The sequence below is a fragment of the Bradyrhizobium sp. Ken01 genome (genome assembly GCF_055807355.1).
Genome location: NZ_JBVVPC010000012.1, coordinates 1 through 18575 on the forward strand (window position 1 = coordinate 1; position 18575 = coordinate 18575).

General features: G+C 63.7%; 17 protein-coding genes. 9 read left to right on the forward strand and 8 right to left on the reverse strand.

Translation table 11 applies throughout. The annotated features are described in order from the left end of the window. Positions 1 to 99: 99 nt before the first annotated feature. Positions 100 to 1068, reverse strand: a complete 969-nt coding sequence (locus tag AC0L3S_RS14130; RefSeq protein ID WP_473279476.1) for an SMP-30/gluconolactonase/LRE family protein — start codon at positions 1066 to 1068, stop codon at positions 100 to 102. Positions 1069 to 1157: 89 nt separating this feature from the next. On the opposite strand from AC0L3S_RS14130, the gene AC0L3S_RS14135 reads away from it, so the two are divergent. Then, the gene (locus AC0L3S_RS14135) at positions 1158 to 1979 is read left to right on the forward strand and encodes an NAD-dependent epimerase/dehydratase family protein (protein ID WP_473263528.1); all 822 of its coding nucleotides are present in this window, start codon (positions 1158 to 1160) and stop codon (positions 1977 to 1979) included. 34 nt (positions 1980 to 2013) lie between these two features. Here the strand turns inward: AC0L3S_RS14135 and AC0L3S_RS14140 are convergent, their stop codons facing one another. After that, a complete protein-coding gene (locus tag AC0L3S_RS14140) occupies positions 2014 to 3285 on the reverse strand; it encodes an MFS transporter (protein ID WP_473279477.1) in 1272 nt (423 codons plus the stop codon). Between the two features lie 289 nt (positions 3286 to 3574). Here AC0L3S_RS14140 and AC0L3S_RS14145 point away from each other — a divergent pair, with 289 nt between their 5' ends. Next, positions 3575 to 3988, forward strand: a complete 414-nt coding sequence (locus AC0L3S_RS14145) for a hypothetical protein (protein ID WP_473279573.1) — start codon at positions 3575 to 3577, stop codon at positions 3986 to 3988. 129 nt (positions 3989 to 4117) lie between these two features. Here the strand turns inward: AC0L3S_RS14145 and AC0L3S_RS14150 are convergent, their stop codons facing one another. The 3 genes from AC0L3S_RS14150 to AC0L3S_RS14160 all read right to left on the reverse strand — a co-directional run bounded on the left by AC0L3S_RS14150 (position 4118) and on the right by AC0L3S_RS14160 (position 7442). Beyond that, positions 4118 to 6412, reverse strand: a complete 2295-nt coding sequence (locus tag AC0L3S_RS14150; protein WP_473279478.1) for a PAS domain-containing protein — start codon at positions 6410 to 6412, stop codon at positions 4118 to 4120. 121 nt (positions 6413 to 6533) lie between these two features. Continuing rightward, complete coding sequence (locus tag AC0L3S_RS14155) at positions 6534 to 6707, reverse strand: hypothetical protein (RefSeq protein WP_473263531.1); 174 nt, start codon at positions 6705 to 6707, stop codon at positions 6534 to 6536. A gap of 30 nt (positions 6708 to 6737) precedes the next feature. After that, positions 6738 to 7442, reverse strand: coding sequence for a GntR family transcriptional regulator (locus tag AC0L3S_RS14160; protein ID WP_473263532.1), 705 nt, complete (start codon positions 7440 to 7442; stop codon positions 6738 to 6740). Positions 7443 to 7618: 176 nt separating this feature from the next. Between AC0L3S_RS14160 and AC0L3S_RS14165 the strand changes: the two genes are divergently transcribed. The 4 genes from AC0L3S_RS14165 to AC0L3S_RS14180 all read left to right on the forward strand — a co-directional run bounded on the left by AC0L3S_RS14165 (position 7619) and on the right by AC0L3S_RS14180 (position 12473). Then, positions 7619 to 9325 (forward strand): IlvD/Edd family dehydratase, encoded by a 1707-nt coding sequence (locus AC0L3S_RS14165; protein WP_473279479.1) that lies wholly within the window; start codon positions 7619 to 7621, stop codon positions 9323 to 9325. A 62-nt stretch (positions 9326 to 9387) separates the two neighbouring features. Next, positions 9388 to 10383 carry a TRAP transporter substrate-binding protein gene (locus AC0L3S_RS14170; protein WP_473279480.1) on the forward strand — a complete coding sequence of 332 codons (996 nt, stop codon included), beginning with the start codon at positions 9388 to 9390 and terminating at the stop codon, positions 10381 to 10383. A gap of 171 nt (positions 10384 to 10554) precedes the next feature. Continuing rightward, positions 10555 to 11136 (forward strand): TRAP transporter small permease, encoded by a 582-nt coding sequence (locus tag AC0L3S_RS14175; protein ID WP_473263535.1) that lies wholly within the window; start codon positions 10555 to 10557, stop codon positions 11134 to 11136. Continuing rightward, on the forward strand, positions 11133 to 12473 hold the full coding sequence (locus AC0L3S_RS14180; RefSeq protein ID WP_473263536.1) for a TRAP transporter large permease: 1341 nt from the start codon (positions 11133 to 11135) through the stop codon (positions 12471 to 12473). Before AC0L3S_RS14175 ends, AC0L3S_RS14180 begins: the two co-directional genes overlap by 4 nt. 3 nt (positions 12474 to 12476) lie before the next feature. Here the strand turns inward: AC0L3S_RS14180 and AC0L3S_RS14185 are convergent, their stop codons facing one another. Beyond that, on the reverse strand, positions 12477 to 13271 hold the full coding sequence (locus AC0L3S_RS14185; protein ID WP_473279481.1) for an enoyl-CoA hydratase/isomerase family protein: 795 nt from the start codon (positions 13269 to 13271) through the stop codon (positions 12477 to 12479). 227 nt (positions 13272 to 13498) lie between these two features. On the opposite strand from AC0L3S_RS14185, the gene AC0L3S_RS14190 reads away from it, so the two are divergent. Continuing rightward, positions 13499 to 14719, forward strand: coding sequence for an NAD(P)/FAD-dependent oxidoreductase (locus tag AC0L3S_RS14190; RefSeq protein WP_473263538.1), 1221 nt, complete (start codon positions 13499 to 13501; stop codon positions 14717 to 14719). Here the strand turns inward: AC0L3S_RS14190 and rbsK are convergent, their stop codons facing one another. Together rbsK and AC0L3S_RS14200 are read right to left on the reverse strand one after the other, a co-directional pair. Next, positions 14720 to 15637 carry a ribokinase gene (gene rbsK, locus AC0L3S_RS14195; RefSeq protein ID WP_473279482.1) on the reverse strand — a complete coding sequence of 306 codons (918 nt, stop codon included), beginning with the start codon at positions 15635 to 15637 and terminating at the stop codon, positions 14720 to 14722. 32 nt (positions 15638 to 15669) lie between these two features. Beyond that, positions 15670 to 16563 carry a sugar kinase gene (locus AC0L3S_RS14200; RefSeq protein WP_007593904.1) on the reverse strand — a complete coding sequence of 298 codons (894 nt, stop codon included), beginning with the start codon at positions 16561 to 16563 and terminating at the stop codon, positions 15670 to 15672. A gap of 210 nt (positions 16564 to 16773) precedes the next feature. Between AC0L3S_RS14200 and AC0L3S_RS14205 the strand changes: the two genes are divergently transcribed. Together AC0L3S_RS14205 and AC0L3S_RS14210 are read left to right on the forward strand one after the other, a co-directional pair. Beyond that, positions 16774 to 17622 carry a VOC family protein gene (locus AC0L3S_RS14205; protein ID WP_473263541.1) on the forward strand — a complete coding sequence of 283 codons (849 nt, stop codon included), beginning with the start codon at positions 16774 to 16776 and terminating at the stop codon, positions 17620 to 17622. Positions 17623 to 17853: 231 nt separating this feature from the next. Continuing rightward, positions 17854 to 18513, forward strand: coding sequence for a TetR family transcriptional regulator (locus AC0L3S_RS14210; protein WP_473263559.1), 660 nt, complete (start codon positions 17854 to 17856; stop codon positions 18511 to 18513). Positions 18514 to 18575: the final 62 nt, after the last annotated feature.

Here is an 18575-nt window from a genome sequence, read left to right on the forward strand (position 1 = left end):
CGCGCGACGCGCGCATCACATAGCGCCGTAGCTAGCGCGGCTTGGCCGCGGAGGCCGACCCGTTACCCCATCTACGAGCTCACAAAAACGGCGGAGAAACTATCCCCCGACCGCGCCTTGCGTGTTCACATACAACGCGTAGATCGACTGGCTTGCCGCCATGAACAGGCGGTTGCGCTTGACGCCACCGAAGCAGAGATTGGCGCAGCGCTCGGGCAGCGCGATGCGGCCGATCATAACGCCGTCGGGCGCGAACACCACGACGCCGTCGAGCTCGGGATCACCCATGCCCCAGCCGCACCAGAGATTGCCGTCGATGTCGCAGCGCATGCCATCAGGCGTGCCCGGACCTGCGTCGATGAAGACGCGCTGGTTCGAGATCGTGGTGCCATCGACCGAGACGTCATAGGCGAGGATCTTGCGGTTCGGCACGCCGCGCGATTCCACGACGTAGAGGATTTTCTCGTCCGGCGAGAAGCACAGGCCGTTGGGCCCGAGCACGCCTTCGGCAACGATGGTCGCCTTGCCGGTCGTGGGATCGAGCCGGTAGACGTTCGGCTCGATCTCGCGCTCGGCCTTGTAGCCCTCGTAATTGCCGAGCAGGCCGAAGGTGGGATCGGTGAACCAGACCGCGCCATCGGATTTCACCACGACGTCGTTCGGCGAGTTGAGCGTCTTGCCGCCGAACGAGTCCATCAGCACGGTGATGCTGCCGTCATATTCGGTGCGGGTCACGCGTCGCCCGCCATGCTCGCAGGTGACCAGCCGGCCCTGGCGATCCCTGGTGTTGCCGTTGGCGAAATTGGAGGGCTTGCGGAACACGCTGACGGCGCCGGTCTCCTCTTCCCATTTGATAATGCGCTGGTTCGGAATGTCGCTGCACAAGAGATAACGACCATCGCCGAACCACACCGGACCCTCGGCCCAGCGCAGGCCGGTCGTCAACCGCTCCACGGCCGAGAGTTTCAGCCAGTATTTTTCGAAGCGGGGATCCAGTGCTTTTATCGCGGGATCGGGGTAATAGGTCGCTGGCCGCCAGCCTTGAGTGTGGGACGATGCCTCATTCATGTCGGTTCTCTCGTTTCGTTCCCTCTGGACAATCCAGCTATCATTAGAGACACGTGACGGCAAATCGGTCGCCAAAGACGAGGAATGACATGCGCATCTTGATGACGGGAGCTTCGGGTGGAATCGGCACGCGGCTGCGGACATTGCTGCCGCCGATCTATCCCGACCTGCTGCTCAGCGACATCCGCCCGCCGGCCGATCTCGGCCCCAACGAGCAATTCAAGGCGGCGGACCTCTCTGACCTGGCGCAGTGCGAGGCGATCTGCGAGGGCGTTGACGGCATCATCCATTTCGGCGGCTATTCGGTCGAAGGTCCCTGGAACGACATCCTCCAGGCCAACATCATCGGCGGCTACAATCTGTTCGAGGCCGCGTACCGCAAGGGCGTCAAGCGCGTGGTGTTCGCCTCCTCGAACCATGCCGTCGGATTCTATCCGCGCCACCACAAGATCGGCACCGACGTGACCCCGCGCCCCGATGGCCGCTACGGCGTCAGCAAGGTGTTCGGCGAAGCGGTCGGCGCGCTCTATGCCGACAAGCATGGCCTGAAGGTGACTTGCCTTCGCATTGGCAATTTCGGGGACGTACCGCTGGACCTTCGCCGGATCTCGATCTGGCTGAAGCCGGAAGATCTGGTGCAGCTCTGTCAGATCGGGCTCGAGCATCCCGATATTCATTTCGAGATCTTCTACGGCGTGTCCCTGAACGAGCGCGCCTGGTGGGACAATCACCGCGCCTACGAGTTCGGCTACCGTCCCACGGGGCGCTCCGAGGACCACGTGGCGCATGCGATGGCCGAGCAGGCCAAGCTGAAGCCCGATCCGATCGGCGATCACTATCAGGGCGGCGCGTTCTGCAGCAACGAGTTCGACGGCGACACAAGTCGGATCATCGATTGGACCAAGCGGTAGGAGCGTTCCAATCTAGGGTGTCAGAATCGACGCCCTAGACCACGCGCTTGCCGGCCTGGGCCGCGATGGGCCTCTGCACGAAATACATCAGGATCAGGGATATCACCGCCGTCGTCACGACGACGTATCCCAACCGGTCGAAATGCCGGAGCGTACCGTCGGGGTCCTGCGCGATCAGCGCGGCGGCGAGCACGGAGCCGAGCCCGCCGGAGAGCTGTTGCAGCGACGCGCCGACCGCGCTGAAGGAGCCGCGTTGCGCCGGCTCTGGGATTGCGGAAATCAGCGCCTGCGACGGAATCATGCGGGAGAAGATGCCGACGAACATCAGCACGTTGACCAGGATCGCGACCGTCAGGCTCACCTCGCCGAGATGGGTGTAGATCAGCACCATGACGATGGACATGGCGCTGCCGAAGACGAAGGTGGGGTATTTGCCGAAAGTATCGCTCGCGCGTCCCACTAGCGGGCCGATGACAATGCTGAACAGGCCGGAGACGAGATAGATCGTCGGCAGATGCACGATGTCGATGCCGAGATTGTGCACGGTGTAAGCGCTGCCGAACGGCATCAGCATGTAGCCGCCGGTCGCCAGTAGGGTCGTCACCGAGAACGCCATCCAATAACGCGGTTGCGAGACCGTTGCGATCAGATGCCGGAACGGATTTCGATCCTGCTTCAGCCCGAGATGGCCGTTCACCGGCTTCATCAGGAACATCACGGCGGCCATCCCGATCACCGACAGGCCGACCAGTGCGCCGAACGCGACGTGCCAATTCCACTGATTGGCGAGGAAAAGACCGGCCGGGATGCCCAGCACCTGGCTTGCGGCGAAGGCGGTTTGCACGAAACCCATGACGCGGCCGCGCAATTGCAGAGTGAACAGATCGGTGACGATGGCGAGCACGACCGAGCCGATCACGCCGCCGAACAGGCCCGTCACGATCCGCCCCAGCAGCAACAGATGATAGTTGGGCGCGATCGCGCACAGCGCCGTGCCAAGGGTGAAGCCGGCATAGAAGAACAACAGCAGCCGCTTGCGATCGAACCGATCGGCAAAGCCGGCCGCCAGGATGCCGGAAATTCCCGCGCTGAACGCATAGGCCGACACCGCCACGCCGAACTGGGCGGCCGAAATATCGAGCGCCGGCATCATGATGGCGCCGAGCGGCGACATGATCATGAAATCGATGATGATCGTGAACTGGACCAGCGCCAGCAGCGCAACGAGGATCGTCTGGTAGCGCGTAAAGCCGCGGGATCGCTCCTGCGACTCGACGATCGGCTCGGTCAGGGTTTGTTCGGTCATGGCATTTCATTCGGGAGGGAATACGGGGAAGAACGTGCGATTCGCGGCTGGACGCCGGTCCTATCTATTTCCGACGGCGCGCTATTTCGATGGGTTGACAAAAGGTTTTGATGCCAATCTCGACGCCGTGCCTCGGTTCACTGAGAGCGAGCGCATGCAAGGGCCGAGCTTTGGCCTGGCCGCCCTGCCCATTGATCCAGGTCAACCATGCCTTTGGCATTTGGTTCTCGATCTGCGCGATCGCATTTCGGCAACTGGCGCCTGGATCACGGCCGCTCGAGTCAGGACAATGAAATTCAAATTGCCAGCCGTCGTACTGCTCGCGCTGATCATGTCGGGACCGGCGCGAGCCGCGATGCTCAGCGACGCCGAGGCGACGTTTCTCGACCAGCTCGTCACCGCGTCCGCGGTGCTCGAACAACGATGCGTCGGCTACGAGGTCAATGGTGCGGGCAGCATCCAGCTCGGCGCCCGACTTCTCGGCAGCACGGATGCCGCGATGGCGATGATCGACGCCTATGCGGCGGCCATCAAGGCCCGCGATGGCGAAACCTCCGATCCCGGTAAATTCCGCATCGAGGTGTCCGACGCGGCCGCCAAAACGTTCAGGCGTGTCCGGGCGGACCTGGTCAGAGATCCGAAAGGCGCCTGCGCGGGTTATGGCGATACCAGCGTGGAGCGCGGCTTGCTGAGGCGGTACTGAACGCGCGTTCTGGCCTGCCGCGGCCTGACGGGAATCGGCGCGAGAGTGGGCCGGGAGCGACAACTTGATCTCGGTATGACGGCGGGGCGCAATGTAGTCCCTTGCGCAGAACCGGTGCGCTCTCGCTGGCTAGCCGTCCAGCACCTCTCGCACCTTCACTGCGAGTTCCTCGACGGTGAAAGGCTTGCTGAGCACGGCCACGCCGGCCCTTGCCACACGATTTTGGAGCATCGCGTTGGGCGTATAGCCCGTCGTGAAAAGAACCTTCAGATCCGCTCGGCGTCGAAGCGCTTCTTCAGAGAGCTTCGCCCCGTTGATGTCCGGCATGACGATGTCTGTGAATAGCAGGCTGACGTCCGGGGTTTCGTCCAAAAGCTGCAGCGCCGCTTCTGCGCTTTCTGCCTCCACCACGCGGTAGCCCAGTTCAATCAATGCATCGACACTATACTGGCGCACTGCGGGCTCGTCTTCGACCACCAGTATAAGTTCGTGATTGTCGTCGGTAGGCAGGAACGCGGCTGTTTTTTCCTTGAAAACGGGCTCGGTCGCATCCACGAGCCTCGGCAGGTAGACCTTGAATGTTGTCCCTTCGCCGGGCTCCGAGTAGATCTTGACGTGGCCGCCCGACTGTTTGACGAAGCCGTATACCTGGCTGAGACCTAGGCCAGTGCCTTTGGCCACAGCCTTGGTGGTGAAGAACGGGTCGAAGGCTTTGGCCATTACGTCCGCAGGCATGCCGGAGCCGGTGTCCGTCACCGCGATTAATACATATTGCCCTGCCAAGACGCCTGGTTCGCTTGCCAGATAGCGGTCGTCCAAATCAGCGTTGTGAGTTTCGATGGTGAGCCGGCCGCCCTCCGGCATTGCGTCGCGGGCATTCACTGCAAGGTTCAGGAGCACATTTTCAAGTTGATTTGCATCGGCTGAGATGCGCCAGACGTTTGAATCCAGCACAGTCTCTAACCTGACATCGCTGCCGAGTGAGCCGCGTATGAACCCGGACATCCCCGAGACGAGCTTGTTGATATCGATGGGTTGGGGCTTCAACGGCTGTTGCCGGGAGAACGCAAGGAGGCGCTGCGTAAGCAAGGCAGCGCGGCGCGCTCCGTCCATGGCAGCTTCGAGATAGCGCTTGGCGCGGGGGTCGATCTCGACCGTTCGGCGCTTCAGAAGATCGAGTGAGCCCATCACGATCGACAACATGTTGTTGAAGTCGTGCGCGATGCCGCCCGTGAGATGCCCGACGGCTTCCATTTTTTGCGCTTGGCGCAGGGCTTCTTCGGCGGCTCTCAGAGCTTCGGCCTGCTCTTTCTGACGATGGATGTCACGACCGATACAGTGAAAAGCGCCCTTGCTGGCGGTGACCGACCAGGCGATCCAACGATAGGCTCCGTCTTTGCATAGGTAACGGTTCTCGAATTCGCCGGATTCATCGTTAGCCGCGAGTTCGTCGGCCCAGAGGCGCGATCCTTCGATGTCGTCGGGGTGGATGAACTGAGTATAGGGTCGTCCCACGATCTCAGCTTGCGACCAGCCGAGCAGCGCTGGCCAGGCCGGATTGACCTCTCGTATGGTCGAGTCGAAAGCAACCACCGCGACCAAGAGGTTGGTCCCACTCCAGAGCTGATTGCGCTCCTCCGTGCGCTCCTGAACAAGGTGTTCGAGCTGTTCGCGCGATCGGGCCAGGATTTCCCGAGCGGCGACCATGTCCTCAATGTCTGTACAGGTCCCATACCAACGCAGGATCACGCCATCGGCGTCGCGCACTGGCTGCGCACGTCCAAGCACCCATCGATACTGCCCGGATCGATGACGGAGACGATACTCGATCTGATACGGTTCGCCGGTTTCCAGGGAGTGACGCCAAGCGGACCATGCGGCCTCTCGATCTTCGGGGTGGAACATTCCGTTCCAAGCTTCGCCGTCTGTGGAACCTTGCGGTACGCCGGTGAACTCGTACCAACGCTGATTGTAGAAGTCGTGGAACCCATCAGGTCGCGTAGACCAGATCATCTGGTCGATGGAGTTCGTGATCGCCGCGGCCCTGGCTTCGCTTTCGCGCAGCGCCGCTTCTGCAAGCACCTGCCCCGTGGTCTCCGCGACGGCGCAGAACATCCCCATCACTTCGCCTGTGGGCTCGCGAACCGCCGAATATGAGAAGGTAAACCAGGTCTGCTCATCGTAGCCGCGCCGGTTCATGATGAGCGGCAGGTTCTCCTGCCAAGTTGCCTCGCCAGCCATGGCTTTTTGGATCAGAGGCCAGATATCGTCCCAGATCTCGGCCCAAATGTCTTGGAAGCGAGCGCCGAAAGCAGCCGGATGCTTGTCGGCGAGGATCTCAGCGTAGGCGTCGTTGTAAATAAAACCGAGTTCCGGGCCCCAAGCCACGAACATCGGAAACTTCGAGTCGATCGCCAGACTCACGACTGACCGAAGCGTCGGTGACCACCCCTGCGGTGGGCCGAGCGGTGACTTGGTCCAATCGCAGCTGTGCAAGAGCGCCTGGACCGGCGGGCCTCTCTCCGGCGGCTGCGCGCTAGGCAGGTCAATCATCGATATTCTCGCAGCTCTGCGCCGCCGTACGGTCGATCATGGGCATGAGCAACTCAACCAGTGCGCCAGCTGTTTGTTGCCAACATACAGTTGAAACCGTCTCGGCCAAAGGTGCAAGATCGGGTTCGGAACGCGAGGCGGAAGCCGAAATCGCGGCTTTGTCCAAACGAATCTCAGCGCTGTAAGTGGACGTCTTTCACTTATTCGGCGCGTCCCGACGTTCGACCTCGCCACCCGCAATCCGCGCCAGGTAGTCTCTCTTGCTGAACTGCATGTGGTCCACGCAGAGCTGCGCCAGCGCCCAGCTGTCACGGCCCTTCAACAGCTCGATCATCAGCTCGTGCTGGCGCCGTGATTGCGCGAGGCCGTCTCGGTCGGCAAGGTTCTTGGCGCGCATCGGCAGCGTCAGGTTCATGTAGTCCTGCAGCGAGCGCACCAGATACGGATTTCCGCAGGCCGAGAACAGCGCGAGGTGGAAGGCGTCGTTGGCTTCATGGATGCCGCGCAGGTCCTGCAAATCCGCTCGCGCGCAATATTGCCGCTGCAATGCTGAGAGCTCGTCGATCAGGCCTTGCTGTGCGGGCAGGGGGATCATCAGCGCGGCCTGCCGAGTCAGCATCTCCCGGACCTCGTAGATCTGCCGGACCTCTTCGGCCGAGTAGAACCGCACGGTGGCGCCGACATTCTTTTCGCGGCGGACGATGCCGCGGCGCTGGGCATCCACCAGTGCCTGGCGCACGAAGTGGCGCGAGGTGCCGTAAGCCGACATCAGCGCGTCTTCCGTGAGGCGCGCGCCTGGCGCGAGCCGGCCGAAGATGATGTCCTCCTCGAGCCGCGCGACGATGTCGTCCGGATCGTCGCGCCGGACCGTCATGGCGTCTGCGGTGTGAATGTCGGACATGCCCTCGGCCTCCCGGCGCCTGGCCGATCCGTCCTGTGGAGCAGGGAAGGCTCGGATTGTCAATAATCCGATCGCCAGCCAGTACGCCGATCCAGAAAATAGCAGGTTTGACGTCTGTCTTATTGACAATCAAGGGGCAGGCTGTACGACAATGACCCGATAATGGGAGTGGTATGATGACGAGTGGGTTGCGCAAAGGGCTGACGAGCTATGGCGATGCCGGCTTCTCGCTGTTCCTGCGCAAGGCGTTCATCAAGGCCATGGGCTATTCCGATGACGCGCTGGAGCGCCCGATCGTCGGCATCACCAATACATACAGCGACTACAATCCCTGCCACGGCAATGTCCCGCAGATCATCGAGGCCGCCAAGCGTGGTGTGATGCTGTCGGGCGCGATGCCGTTCGTGTTCCCGACCATCTCGATCGCCGAGAGCTTTGCGCATCCGACCTCGATGTATCTGCGCAATCTGATGGCGATGGACACCGAGGAGATGATCCGCGCGCAGCCGATGGATTCGGTGATCGTGATCGGCGGCTGCGACAAGACACTGCCGGCGCAGGTGATGGCCGCAATCAGCGCCGACCTGCCGACGGTGGTCATTCCCGTTGGCCCCATGGTGGTTGGTCATCACAAAGGCGAGGTGCTGGGCGCCTGCACCGATTGCCGCCGTCTCTGGGGCAAGTATCGCGCCGGCGAAATGGACGATGTCGAGATCGAGGCGGTCAACGGCCGCCTCGCGCCGTCGGTCGGCACCTGCATGGTGATGGGCACGGCCTCCACCATGGCCTGCATGATCGAGGCCATGGGCCTGTCGCTGCCGATGAGCGCGACGATTCCTGCGCCGCATGCGGAGCGTTTTCGGCTTGCCGAGGCGAGCGGCAGGGTGGCCGCCGAGATGGCCAAGACCAAGGGGCCGAAGCCGAGCGAGGTGCTGACGCCGGCATCTTTTAGGAATGCCCAGGTCGTGCTCCAGGCGATCGGCGGCTCAACCAACGGCCTGATCCATCTGACCGCGATGGCCCATCGCTCGCCGCACCGGCTCGATCTCGAAGTGTTCGACCAGATCGGCCGCGAGGTGCCCGTGCTGATCGATCTCAAGCCGTCGGGCGAGCATTACATGGAGCATTTTCATCACGCCGGCGGCGTGCCGAAATTGCTGGCGCAGCTTGGCGACCTCGTTGATCTCGATGCGAAGACGATCACGGGCGAGAGCCTGCGAGATATCGCGGCAAACGCGGAAGACGTGCCCGGCCAGGACGCGATCCGCCCGCGCGACAATCCGATCAAGAAGGAAGGCGGCCTCGCCGTCCTGCACGGTAACCTCGCCCCGCGCGGCGCGGTCATCAAGCAATCCGCCGCGAGCCCAAAGCTGTTGCAGCACACCGGACGCGCCGTGGTGTTCGAATCCGTCGAGGACATGACCTTGCGGCTTGACGATCCCGATCTCGACGTCACCGCCGACGATGTGCTGGTGCTGCGCAATGCCGGCCCCAAGGGCGCGCCCGGCATGCCCGAGGCGGGCTATCTGCCGATCCCGAAGAAGCTCGCGCGCGCCGGCACCAAGGACATGGTGCGCATTTCGGACGCGCGCATGAGCGGCACGGCGTTCGGCACCATCGTGCTGCACATCACGCCGGAATCCGCCGTCGGCGGGCCGCTGGCGCTGGTGAAGAACGGCGACATGATCCGGCTCGACGTCGCCAAGCGCAGCATCGAGCTGCTGGTCGATGCCGCCGAGCTGGAACGGCGGCGCGGCGCGTTGAAACCCGCGGCTACGCCGGACGAGGCGCGGCGCGGCTATGCCTGGCTGTTCAACGAGACCATCATGCAGGCCGACGAGGGCTGCGACTTCGATTTCATGCAGAGGACTGGCAAAGGCTGATCGACCACTCGAACGAGCGCTCAGACCGCACAAGCGGCGGGCGATAAAACAAGGGGGAAACGATGATTGCACGATCCATGCGTGGGTTGGTGGCCATGGCCGCCATGCTGTTCGTCACGGGAGCCGGGGCGCAGGAGGTGAAGCATTATCGCTTTGCCTACGACCAGCCGCGCAACACCGGCTATTCCATAGCGGGCGACCTCTTTGCCGAAAAGCTCAAGGAATTGAGCAAAGGCACCATGATCATCGATCAATATCCGGGCGCGCAGCTCGGACAGGAGCCGCAGGTGCTCCAGCTCGTGAAGGCGGGCGACGTCGAATTTGCGATCATCTCCTCGGCGAACACCGCGACGATCTCGCCGCAAGCGGGCGTGATGTCGTTGCACTTCCTCTTCCGCGACGAGAACCACGTGGTCAAGGGCCTGGCCGATCCAAAAGTGTTTGCGGCGCTCAAGACCATGATCGACGAGACCACGCAGGGTCTGCATGTTATTGCGACCGGCTCGCAGGGCGTGCGCCACATGTACTCCAAGAAGGAGATCCACAATGTCGGCGACATCAAGGGCCTGAAGATCCGGGTGCAGGCGACCGCGACCGAGGACACCATGTTCCCGGCCTATGGCGCCCAGACCGTGCACATGCCGTTCGGCAGCGTCTATACCAGCCTGCAGACCGGCGTGGTCGACGTCGCCGAGAACAGCATCAACGTCTACCTCGTCAACAAGCATTACGAGGTCGCGCCGGTCCTGAACATCACCGAGCACGAGGCCAACAACGCGCTGGTCTTCATCTCCGACAAGCTCTGGCAGAGCCTGTCGGCCGAGCAGAAGGGCTGGGTGCAGGCAGCGGGGAACGAGGTCAGCTCCAAGGAGCCGCAGAAAGCCTTCGACCTCGAACGCACCGCGGCAGAGAAGCTGAAGAAGATGGGCGTGAAGATCGTCGACAACGTCGACAAGAAGAGCTTCACGGCGATCGCCGATCCCTATCTCGACAAGCTCGCCAAGGAGCTCGGCCCGCACGCCGAGAAGATCAAGGATTTGATCCGCTCGATCAACTAGGCCGCCGGCGAAATGTCCGTGCCTCCACGAGTCGTCCCGGCGAAAGCCGGGACCCATACGCCGCGGCGGAGCTTGGGGCAGGGTAGCCGCCAGCTTGCTTTGACCACACGCAGCTGGGGCTATGGGTCCCGGCCCCCGTGCGCAGTAGCGCACTAGGCAGGGACGACATTAATGGCCATCGCCGACAAACTGCTGGTGCAACGCCAACGCCACCTCAAATGGCGCGGGCTCGACTGGCTCGAGCTCGCGCTGATGATCCTCTGCGGCGTGCTCTGCTTCGGCTTCTCGCTGTCGGTGACCGCCGACATCGTCACCCGCACCATCGGCCATCCATGGCTATGGCTCCAGGAAGTGACCTCGACCCTGTTCATCTATGCGATTTTCGTCGGCACCGCGGCTGCGACCCGGCGCAACGACCACCTCTATCTCACCGCGATCTCCGAGGCGATGCACGGCACGCCGCGTCTGATCGTCGAGATCATCATCCGGATCGTGGTGCTTGGCGTCGCCTTCTGCCTGATCGTGTACGGCTATCAGAACTATCTCCGCGGCTTCGGCAGTTTTCGCCTGCCGTCGGGCACGCCGATCGCCTCGCTCTACGCGATCATTCCGCTGTCGGGCGTGCTGGTCGGCCTGTTCACCATCGAGCAGCTCGTCAACGGCCTGCGCAACGGCTTTGACCACCCCGAGCCGCCCGAAGAGGATGGCGGGTCGCCTGTCATCACCGACGCGCAGATGAGGGCGCAGCCGTGAGCGCACCCATTGTTCTGGCGTTGATGACGGTCTGCTTCCTGTCCTTCGGCTATCTCGGCGTGCCCGTGCCGTTCTCGCTGATGGCCGGCGTCTTCATCGGCGCGCTGCTGTCGGACGTCTCGCTCGCCGCGATCATCCAGAAGATCTTCGACGGCGTCGATTCCGAGGCGCTGCTGGCGATCCCCTTTTTCCTGTTGGTCGGCGAACTCATGAGCTCGGCCAATGTGGTGGTCCGGATAGCCAACCTCTCGGTGTCGCTCGTTGGGCATATCAGAGGCGGCCTGTCGCAGGTCGTGGTCGTCTTCAGCATGTTCTTCTCGGAAATGTCGGGCTCGACCACGGCCGACGTCGCCGTGATGAGCCGCGCGCTGGGCGGCCCGATGAAGCGCGAGGGTTACGAGCCCGCCTTCATCGCCGCCATCATCGCATCCGCATCGACGATTGCGGCGCTGGTGCCGCCGAGCATCACCGCGGTGGTCTATGGCGCCGTCGGCAACGTCTCGATCGCCGGGCTGTTCATGGCAGGCGTCGTGCCGGGCCTGATGATCGGCTTCGGCTTGATGATCTATTGCTATTTCTTCGGCCCGTCCGGCCTGCGCAAGCCGCGCGCGCCGCTGCGGCAGGTGGTGTTCGCGGCCGGCGATGCGGCGCTGCCGCTGATGATCCCCGTGATCCTGTTGGGGGGCATTCTGACTGGCTGGTTCACGCCGACGGAAGCCGGCGTCGTTGCCGTGGTCTGGATTGTCGCGGTCGTGATCCCCGCGCTCAATCGCGGGCATATCAGGAAAATTCCGTACGATTTCTGCCTTGCCGGCCTGATCTTCTCGCTGCCGCTGATCACGATCGGCGCCGCCAATGCGTTCGGCTGGATGCTCGCGTACTTGCGCGGTGCAAGCTACATCGCGGAGGTGATCACCTCGATCGCCGGCAACGATCCGCATCTCATCATGCTGCTGATGGTGCTGCTCTTCACCGTGGTCGGCGATTTCATTGAGCCGGTGCCGACCATCATCATCTTCATGCCGCTGGTCAACACGCTGACGGAAGCCGGCGACATCAACGCCGTTCACATGGGCGTGGTGCTGATCGCGACGCTCGCCTTCGGCCTGATCACGCCGCCTTATGGCCTGGTGCTGCTGATGGCGTCAAAATTCGTCGGCGTCAGTTTCGCAAAGGCGCTACGCGCCGCGTTGCCGATCTATCTGGTGTTCCTCGGGACAATCGCGTTCGCGATCTACTTCCCGAGCGTGGTGCTGTGGCTGCCGCGGCAGGTGCTCCCCGAGTCGGTCGGCTGCTTCAAGTCGCCGGCGGGGACGGGGTATATCTGTCCGCAGTGAGAGCTACTTGCTCTTGCTCGTGAATTTCCTCACGGCGGTTCGAAACTCCTCCGTGTTCATCGCCATGATGATCTTGTGCTCCTCGGCGTCGAGCTGCTGCTTCACCGGCGTCGTGGCGGCTTGGTAGACCAGTGATTTGGTGCCGGCAATCGCCGCCGGCGGGTTCTGCGCCAGCCGCTCGGCGAGGGTTCGCGTTGCCGCCTTCAACTCGGCCGCGGGAACGACCTTCGCAACCAGGCCCCATTCATGGGCCTGCTGCGCGGTGAAATTGTCCTCGGCCAGGAAAATCTGCAGCGCGCGGCGGGGGCCGACCGTGTTGACGATGCCGACCGTGGAGCCGCCATCCGGCGAGACGCCGATCTTGGCGTAGGCCGGCGTGAATTTGGCATCCTCCGCGGCGATGCAGAGATCGGTGACGAAGGCGAGGCCCATGCCGGCGCCGGCCGCCGAGCCGTGCACGCTGGACAGCGAGATCTTCGGCATGCGCCGGATGATCTCGATGAAGGCATGATAATGCTTCAACAGCTCGCCGACGACAGGCGTTACCGTGCCCGCTTCGGCGGCGGCACCGATCGTCTGCAGATCGCCGCCGGCTGAGAAGGCGCGGCCTTCGCCTTCGAGGACCACGACCCGGATATCGTCGGCGCCCTCAATGTAGGCCGCGAGCTGTTCGAGCTTTTGCGCAATCGCCAGATTGATCGAATTGAACGCGGCGGGGCGGTTGAGCGTGATGGTCGCGATCGGGCCGCTGATCCGCAGCAAGGCGGGATCATCGGGTCGGGAGACGGGAGCGGTCATTGGAAAATCCCCGGCATGAGGTCGTTCGTGCGACTAAATCGCAGAAGGAGAGGGGTGACAATCCCCGCCAGCCGCCCTTGCGCAAGCCGGAACGATAGGCTCAAATGGGCCTGCCTTCGCCAAAGGGACGGACACGAGCGCCGGCTCCTCCTGGGCAAGCAAGCCAAAATCAGCGCGAGAGGAGACGACATGGGTGACGCTCGTGTCTTGCGGAAATGGGCTGTCCGATGACGGATGGTCCGGTGATCATTATCGGTGCCGGCCATGGCGGCTATCAGGTCGCGGCATCGCTGCGTCAGGCAGGCTTTTCCGCTCCCATCTGCCTGATCAATGACGAGGCGCATCTGCCCTATCAGCGGCCGCCGCTCTCCAAAGGCTACATCAAGGGTGCGGCCGGGCCGGAGAGCCTGATGTTCCGGCCGGAGAAATTCTACCAGGACCAGACCATCGAGCTGCTCGCGGGCCGCGCCGTGTCGATCGACCGCGCGGGGCGCAAGGTGCTGCTCGCCTCGGGCGAAACGCGGTCCTACGGCCACCTCGTGCTGGCGACCGGCGCGCGCAACCGGCTCCTCGATCTGCCCAATGCGAACCTCCCCGACGTGAAATATCTGCGGATCCTCGACGACAGCGAGGCGCTGCGGCAGATTATGCCGTCCAAGACGCGGGTCGTGGTGATCGGCGCGGGCTTCATCGGCCTCGAATTCGCGTCCACCGCGCGCATCAAGGGCCTCGAGGTCGACGTGCTCGAACTCGCGCCCCGCGTGATGGCGCGGGCGGTGACGGCGGAGGTCTCGGAGTATTTTCAGGCGCGGCATCGCGAGGCCGGCATCCGCATTCACCTCGGCGTGCAGGCGACCGCGATCGAGGCTGAGGGCGGCAAGGTCACCGGCGTCTCCTTGAGCGACGGGAGGCATTTGCCGGCGGATCTCGTCGTGGTCGGCGTCGGCGTGCTGCCGAACATCGAGCTTGCGGCGGAGGCGGGGCTGCCGGTCGCGGCCGGGATCATCGTCGACGAATATCTCGCGACCGCCGATCCCGATATCTCGGCAATCGGCGATTGCGCGCTGTTCAAGAGCCCGCGCTTCGGCGGATCGCAGCGGCTGGAATCGGTGCAGAATGCCACTGATCACGCGCGCTGCCTCGCGGCGCGGCTCACTGGCGACCGCAAGGCCTATGACAGCCATCCCTGGTTCTGGAGCGACCAGGGCGAAGACAAGCTCCAGATCGCGGGCCTCACGACCGGCTACGACCGCGTCGTGCTGCGCGGCAGCCCGGCGAACAAGGCGTTCTCGGCGTTCTGCTACAAGGGCGATAGTCTGCTCGGCATCGAATCGATCAACCGTGCCGGCGACCACATGTTCGGCCGCCGCCTGTTCGGCCTGGATCGCTCGATCACGCCGGAGCAGGCCGCCGACGAAAGTTTTGACCTGAAAGGCGCGCTGGCGTGATCAGCCGGCGTTGAGGACGGCGGCGACTTCCGCCGCCGTCGGCATCGACGGCCCCGCGCCCATGCGCTGCACGGAGATCGAGGCGGCGGCATTGGCGAAGGCGAGGGCCGCGCGCAAGTCGACGCCGTCGGCAAGTTGCGCCGCGAGTGCTCCCACGAAACAATCGCCCGCGCCTGTGGTGTCGATCGCCTTCACCACGCGGCCTCGCACCGAAATCTCCTCGCGTCCGGCGAGTGCCAGCACGCCGCGCTTGCCAAGCGTCACACAGATGGTCTGGTCCCCGCGCGCCTGAAGTTTTCGCGCGACGTCGAGGATCCGCGCGGCCTCGTCGCTGTCGGACAACTCCATGCCGGCGAGGAGACCGAGCTCGGTCTCGTTCAGCACGAGGATATCGACGAGCGCGAGCAATTCGCTCGACATGGTTTGTGCCGGGGCCGGATTGAGCAGCGTCGTGGCGCCGGCGTCGCGAGCCCGCCGGAAGAACGCGGCGATCGTCGGCAGCGGGATCTCGAATTGACTGACCGCGACATCGCCCTTTGCCAGCGGGACGGCCGCGACGTCGTCGAGGCCGACGAGCGCATTGCTGCCGGGAATGACGACGATGGTGTTGTCGGCCTCCGCCACCGTGATGATGGCGGTGCCGGTATGCGCCTCGGCGGCGTCACCGACAAAATCGAGCGCGATGCCTTGCGCGCCGAGAAATGTCCTCAGCTCACCGCCGAACGAATCCTTGCCCAGCCGGCCGATCAGCGTGGTCCGCGCGCCAAGTCGCGACGCCGCCACCGCCTGGTTGGCGCCCTTGCCGCCCGGAAAATACAGCACCTGCTTGCCCGCGACGGTCTCGCCGACCCGGGGATGGCGATCGGCCGTCGCCACGACGTCCATGTTGATGCTGCCGGCGACGAAGACGCGCCCCATAAAAAACCTCGGATGAGAGACCTCGGCGAACGCTAGACCCTGACCTCGAACTCGTGCCTGACCTTGGCGATGTCGACAAGGGTCGGCAGGCCGGCTTCGTTGCCGAGACGCTGGATCTTGAAGGTCGAGGCTGCCCGGGCAAAATCGAAATGCTCGCGCCAGCTTTTGCCGGGATGGGCGAGATAAGAATAGACATAAGCGCCGTGAAAGACGTCGCCGGCGCCATTGGTGTCGATCACGCGCTCGCGCGGAATCGGCATCGCCGGCATCACCTGCACCGTTCCGGTCTCGTCATACCAGAGCAGGCCCTTCTCGCCCATGGTGATGCCGCCGATCTTGCAGCCGCGGCTCTTGAGATAGTCCAGCATCTTCTCCGGCGTCAGATCCATCTGCTCGCACAGGCGCTCGGCAACGATGGCGACGTCGATGAATTCCAATAGCTCATGCGTGTTGGTGCGCAGGCCGCCACCGTCGAGCGAGGTCAGGATGCCGGCCTCGCGGCAGACTTTCGCGTAATGGATCGCGGCATCGGGCTGATGGCCGTCGACATGCAGCGCGCGGCAGCCGCCGAGATTGAGCATCGGAAACGGATGGATGTGGTCGTCGTCGCGGCAGCGGACGATGGCGCGCTTGCCGTCCTTCGGCATGATGAAGGACAGCGAGGACTGGTTGACCTTCCGCCCATGCAGCGAGATTGCATATTTCGCGCACATGTCCATGAACATGCGGCCGAGCCAGTCATTGGCCGCGGTAGCGATGAGATCGGGTACGATGCCGAGCTTGGCGCAGCAGAACGCCGCGGTCACCGCATTGCCGCCAAAGGAAACCGCGTAGTCGGAGGCCACGTGCTTCTCGTCGCCGGTCGGCATGTGGTCGGTAATGAAGACGACGTCGATATAGGTCTGTCCGATGAAGAGAGCCTGCATTGCTTGTCCGTGATGCGCTTTGTGGTCCCGGCCGGCGTGCTTACTGTAACACCGGTTCCGCCGCGGGACCGCTGAAATTATTCGCAAAACCGCCGCTCGGAGTGCTTGAGGTCGGCATGCGGCCGGAATACGACCATCACCGGGCAATGCCAAGTCCGGACAAACGCCGTCTCTCGGTCCATGGTTCCGGGCCGGTCAATAGGGGGAAACATGATCACCGGCCTCGATCACGTCGTCGCACTGGTCAGGGATATCGGTGCGGCCAGCGCGGCCTATCAGACGCTGCTCGGGCGCGCGCCGGCCTGGCAGAATTCGGGCGAGGGCGCCGACCGGGTGCTGTTCACTCTCGCGAACATGACGATCGAATTGATGGCGCCGAACGGCTTCAGCGTGACAGCCGACCGCATGCGCGCGCTGCTCGGCGACCAGGAAGGCGTGCTCGCCAGCCTGTGCTTTCGTGTCGCGGACATGAGCAAAATGCACCGGCGGCTGGAGCGGGTGGCGCTCAAGCCGGATCCGGTTGCCGAGGTCGAAAGCAGCGACTCGGAGAGCGGCGCGGTCTTGCACTGGAAGCGGACGCGCGCCGCCACGGAGCTCACGCGCGGCGTGCGCATGTTTTTCCTCGAACTGGCTGATGGGCGCCCGCTTTCGAAGACGACTGATATCGGGCCGATCGATGCGCTCGACCACGTCGTGATCACCACCGAGGATTCCGATCGCGCCGCCGCGCTCTATGGCGCGCGGCTCGGGCTCGATCTGGCGCTCGACCGCTCGCATCAGGATTGGGGCCAGCTGATGTTCTTCCGCTGCGGCGATCTCGTCGTCGAGGTGGTCCGCCGTCCCGTCGCGGGCGGCGATCCCCTGCATGACCGCCTCTGGGGCCTGAGCTGGCGGGTGACCGACATCGATGCTACGCGCGCCCGCCTGATCGCCGCCGGCCTCGACGTCAGCGAAGTGCGCAACGGCCGCAAGCCGGGCACGCGGATCATGACGGTGCGGACCGGCACCTGCGGCATCCAGACGGTGCTGCTGGAGCGCTCGCCGAAGCCGGTGGATTGAGGGAGTCATTCCGGGGCGTCGCGAAGCGACGAGCCCGGAATCCATTCCTCCACTTGCCCTGTCGCACGATGGATTCCGGGCTCGCGCCCAAGAGGGCGCGCCCCGGAATGACCACGTTTCTCAAACGCGCGCTCCCGTGTTACACGGCATCCTGAGACCACCCAGCGAGCAACCGGTTTGGCGAAAGCAGCGGCAAAGCGAACTCTGAAATGGCAGCGCGATCCCGAGGGGATGCGGCTGCGCATTCTCGAAGCCGCCAAGCAGGAATTCTCGGCCCATGGGCTCGCCGGTGCGCGCGTCGACCGGATTGCGGCCAACGCCGGCGCCAACAAGCGGATGCTCTATTATCACGTCGGCAACAAGGACGAGCTCTATCTCGCGGTGCTCGAAGGCGCCTATGACAAGATCCGCAGCGAGGAGCGCGGGCTCGATCTCGAGCACCTCGACCCGCCCGAAGCCATCAGGCGCCTGATCGAGTTCACCTGGAATTATTTCCTGCGCAATCCCGAATTCCTGTCGTTGCTCCAGACCGAGAACCTTGCGCGCGCCAAGCACCTGAAGCGCTCGACCAAGGTCAAGTCGATGCACTCGCCCTTCGTCGAGATGATCGGCACCGTGGTGCGGCGCGGTGTCTCCGGCGGCGACTTCAAGGTCGCGGTCGATCCTGTCCAGCTCTACATCTCGATCGCGGGACTGTGCTTCTTCTATCTGTCGAACTCGGCGACGCTCAGCGTGATCTTCGGCCGCGATTTGCTGGCCAAGGACGCCAAGGACGAGCGGCTGGACCACATGGTCGGCCTCGTGCTGGCGGCGCTGACGGGACAGTCGGCCGCGCTGTTAGCCATGACGAAGGCGCTGAAGTCGCGTGCCGCGGTGGCGCAGACGGTTTAGCGGTGCTGCCGCTCGTCTCCTTGTTTGACGCGATCTGCCTCTCCATCGTCGTCCTGGCGAAG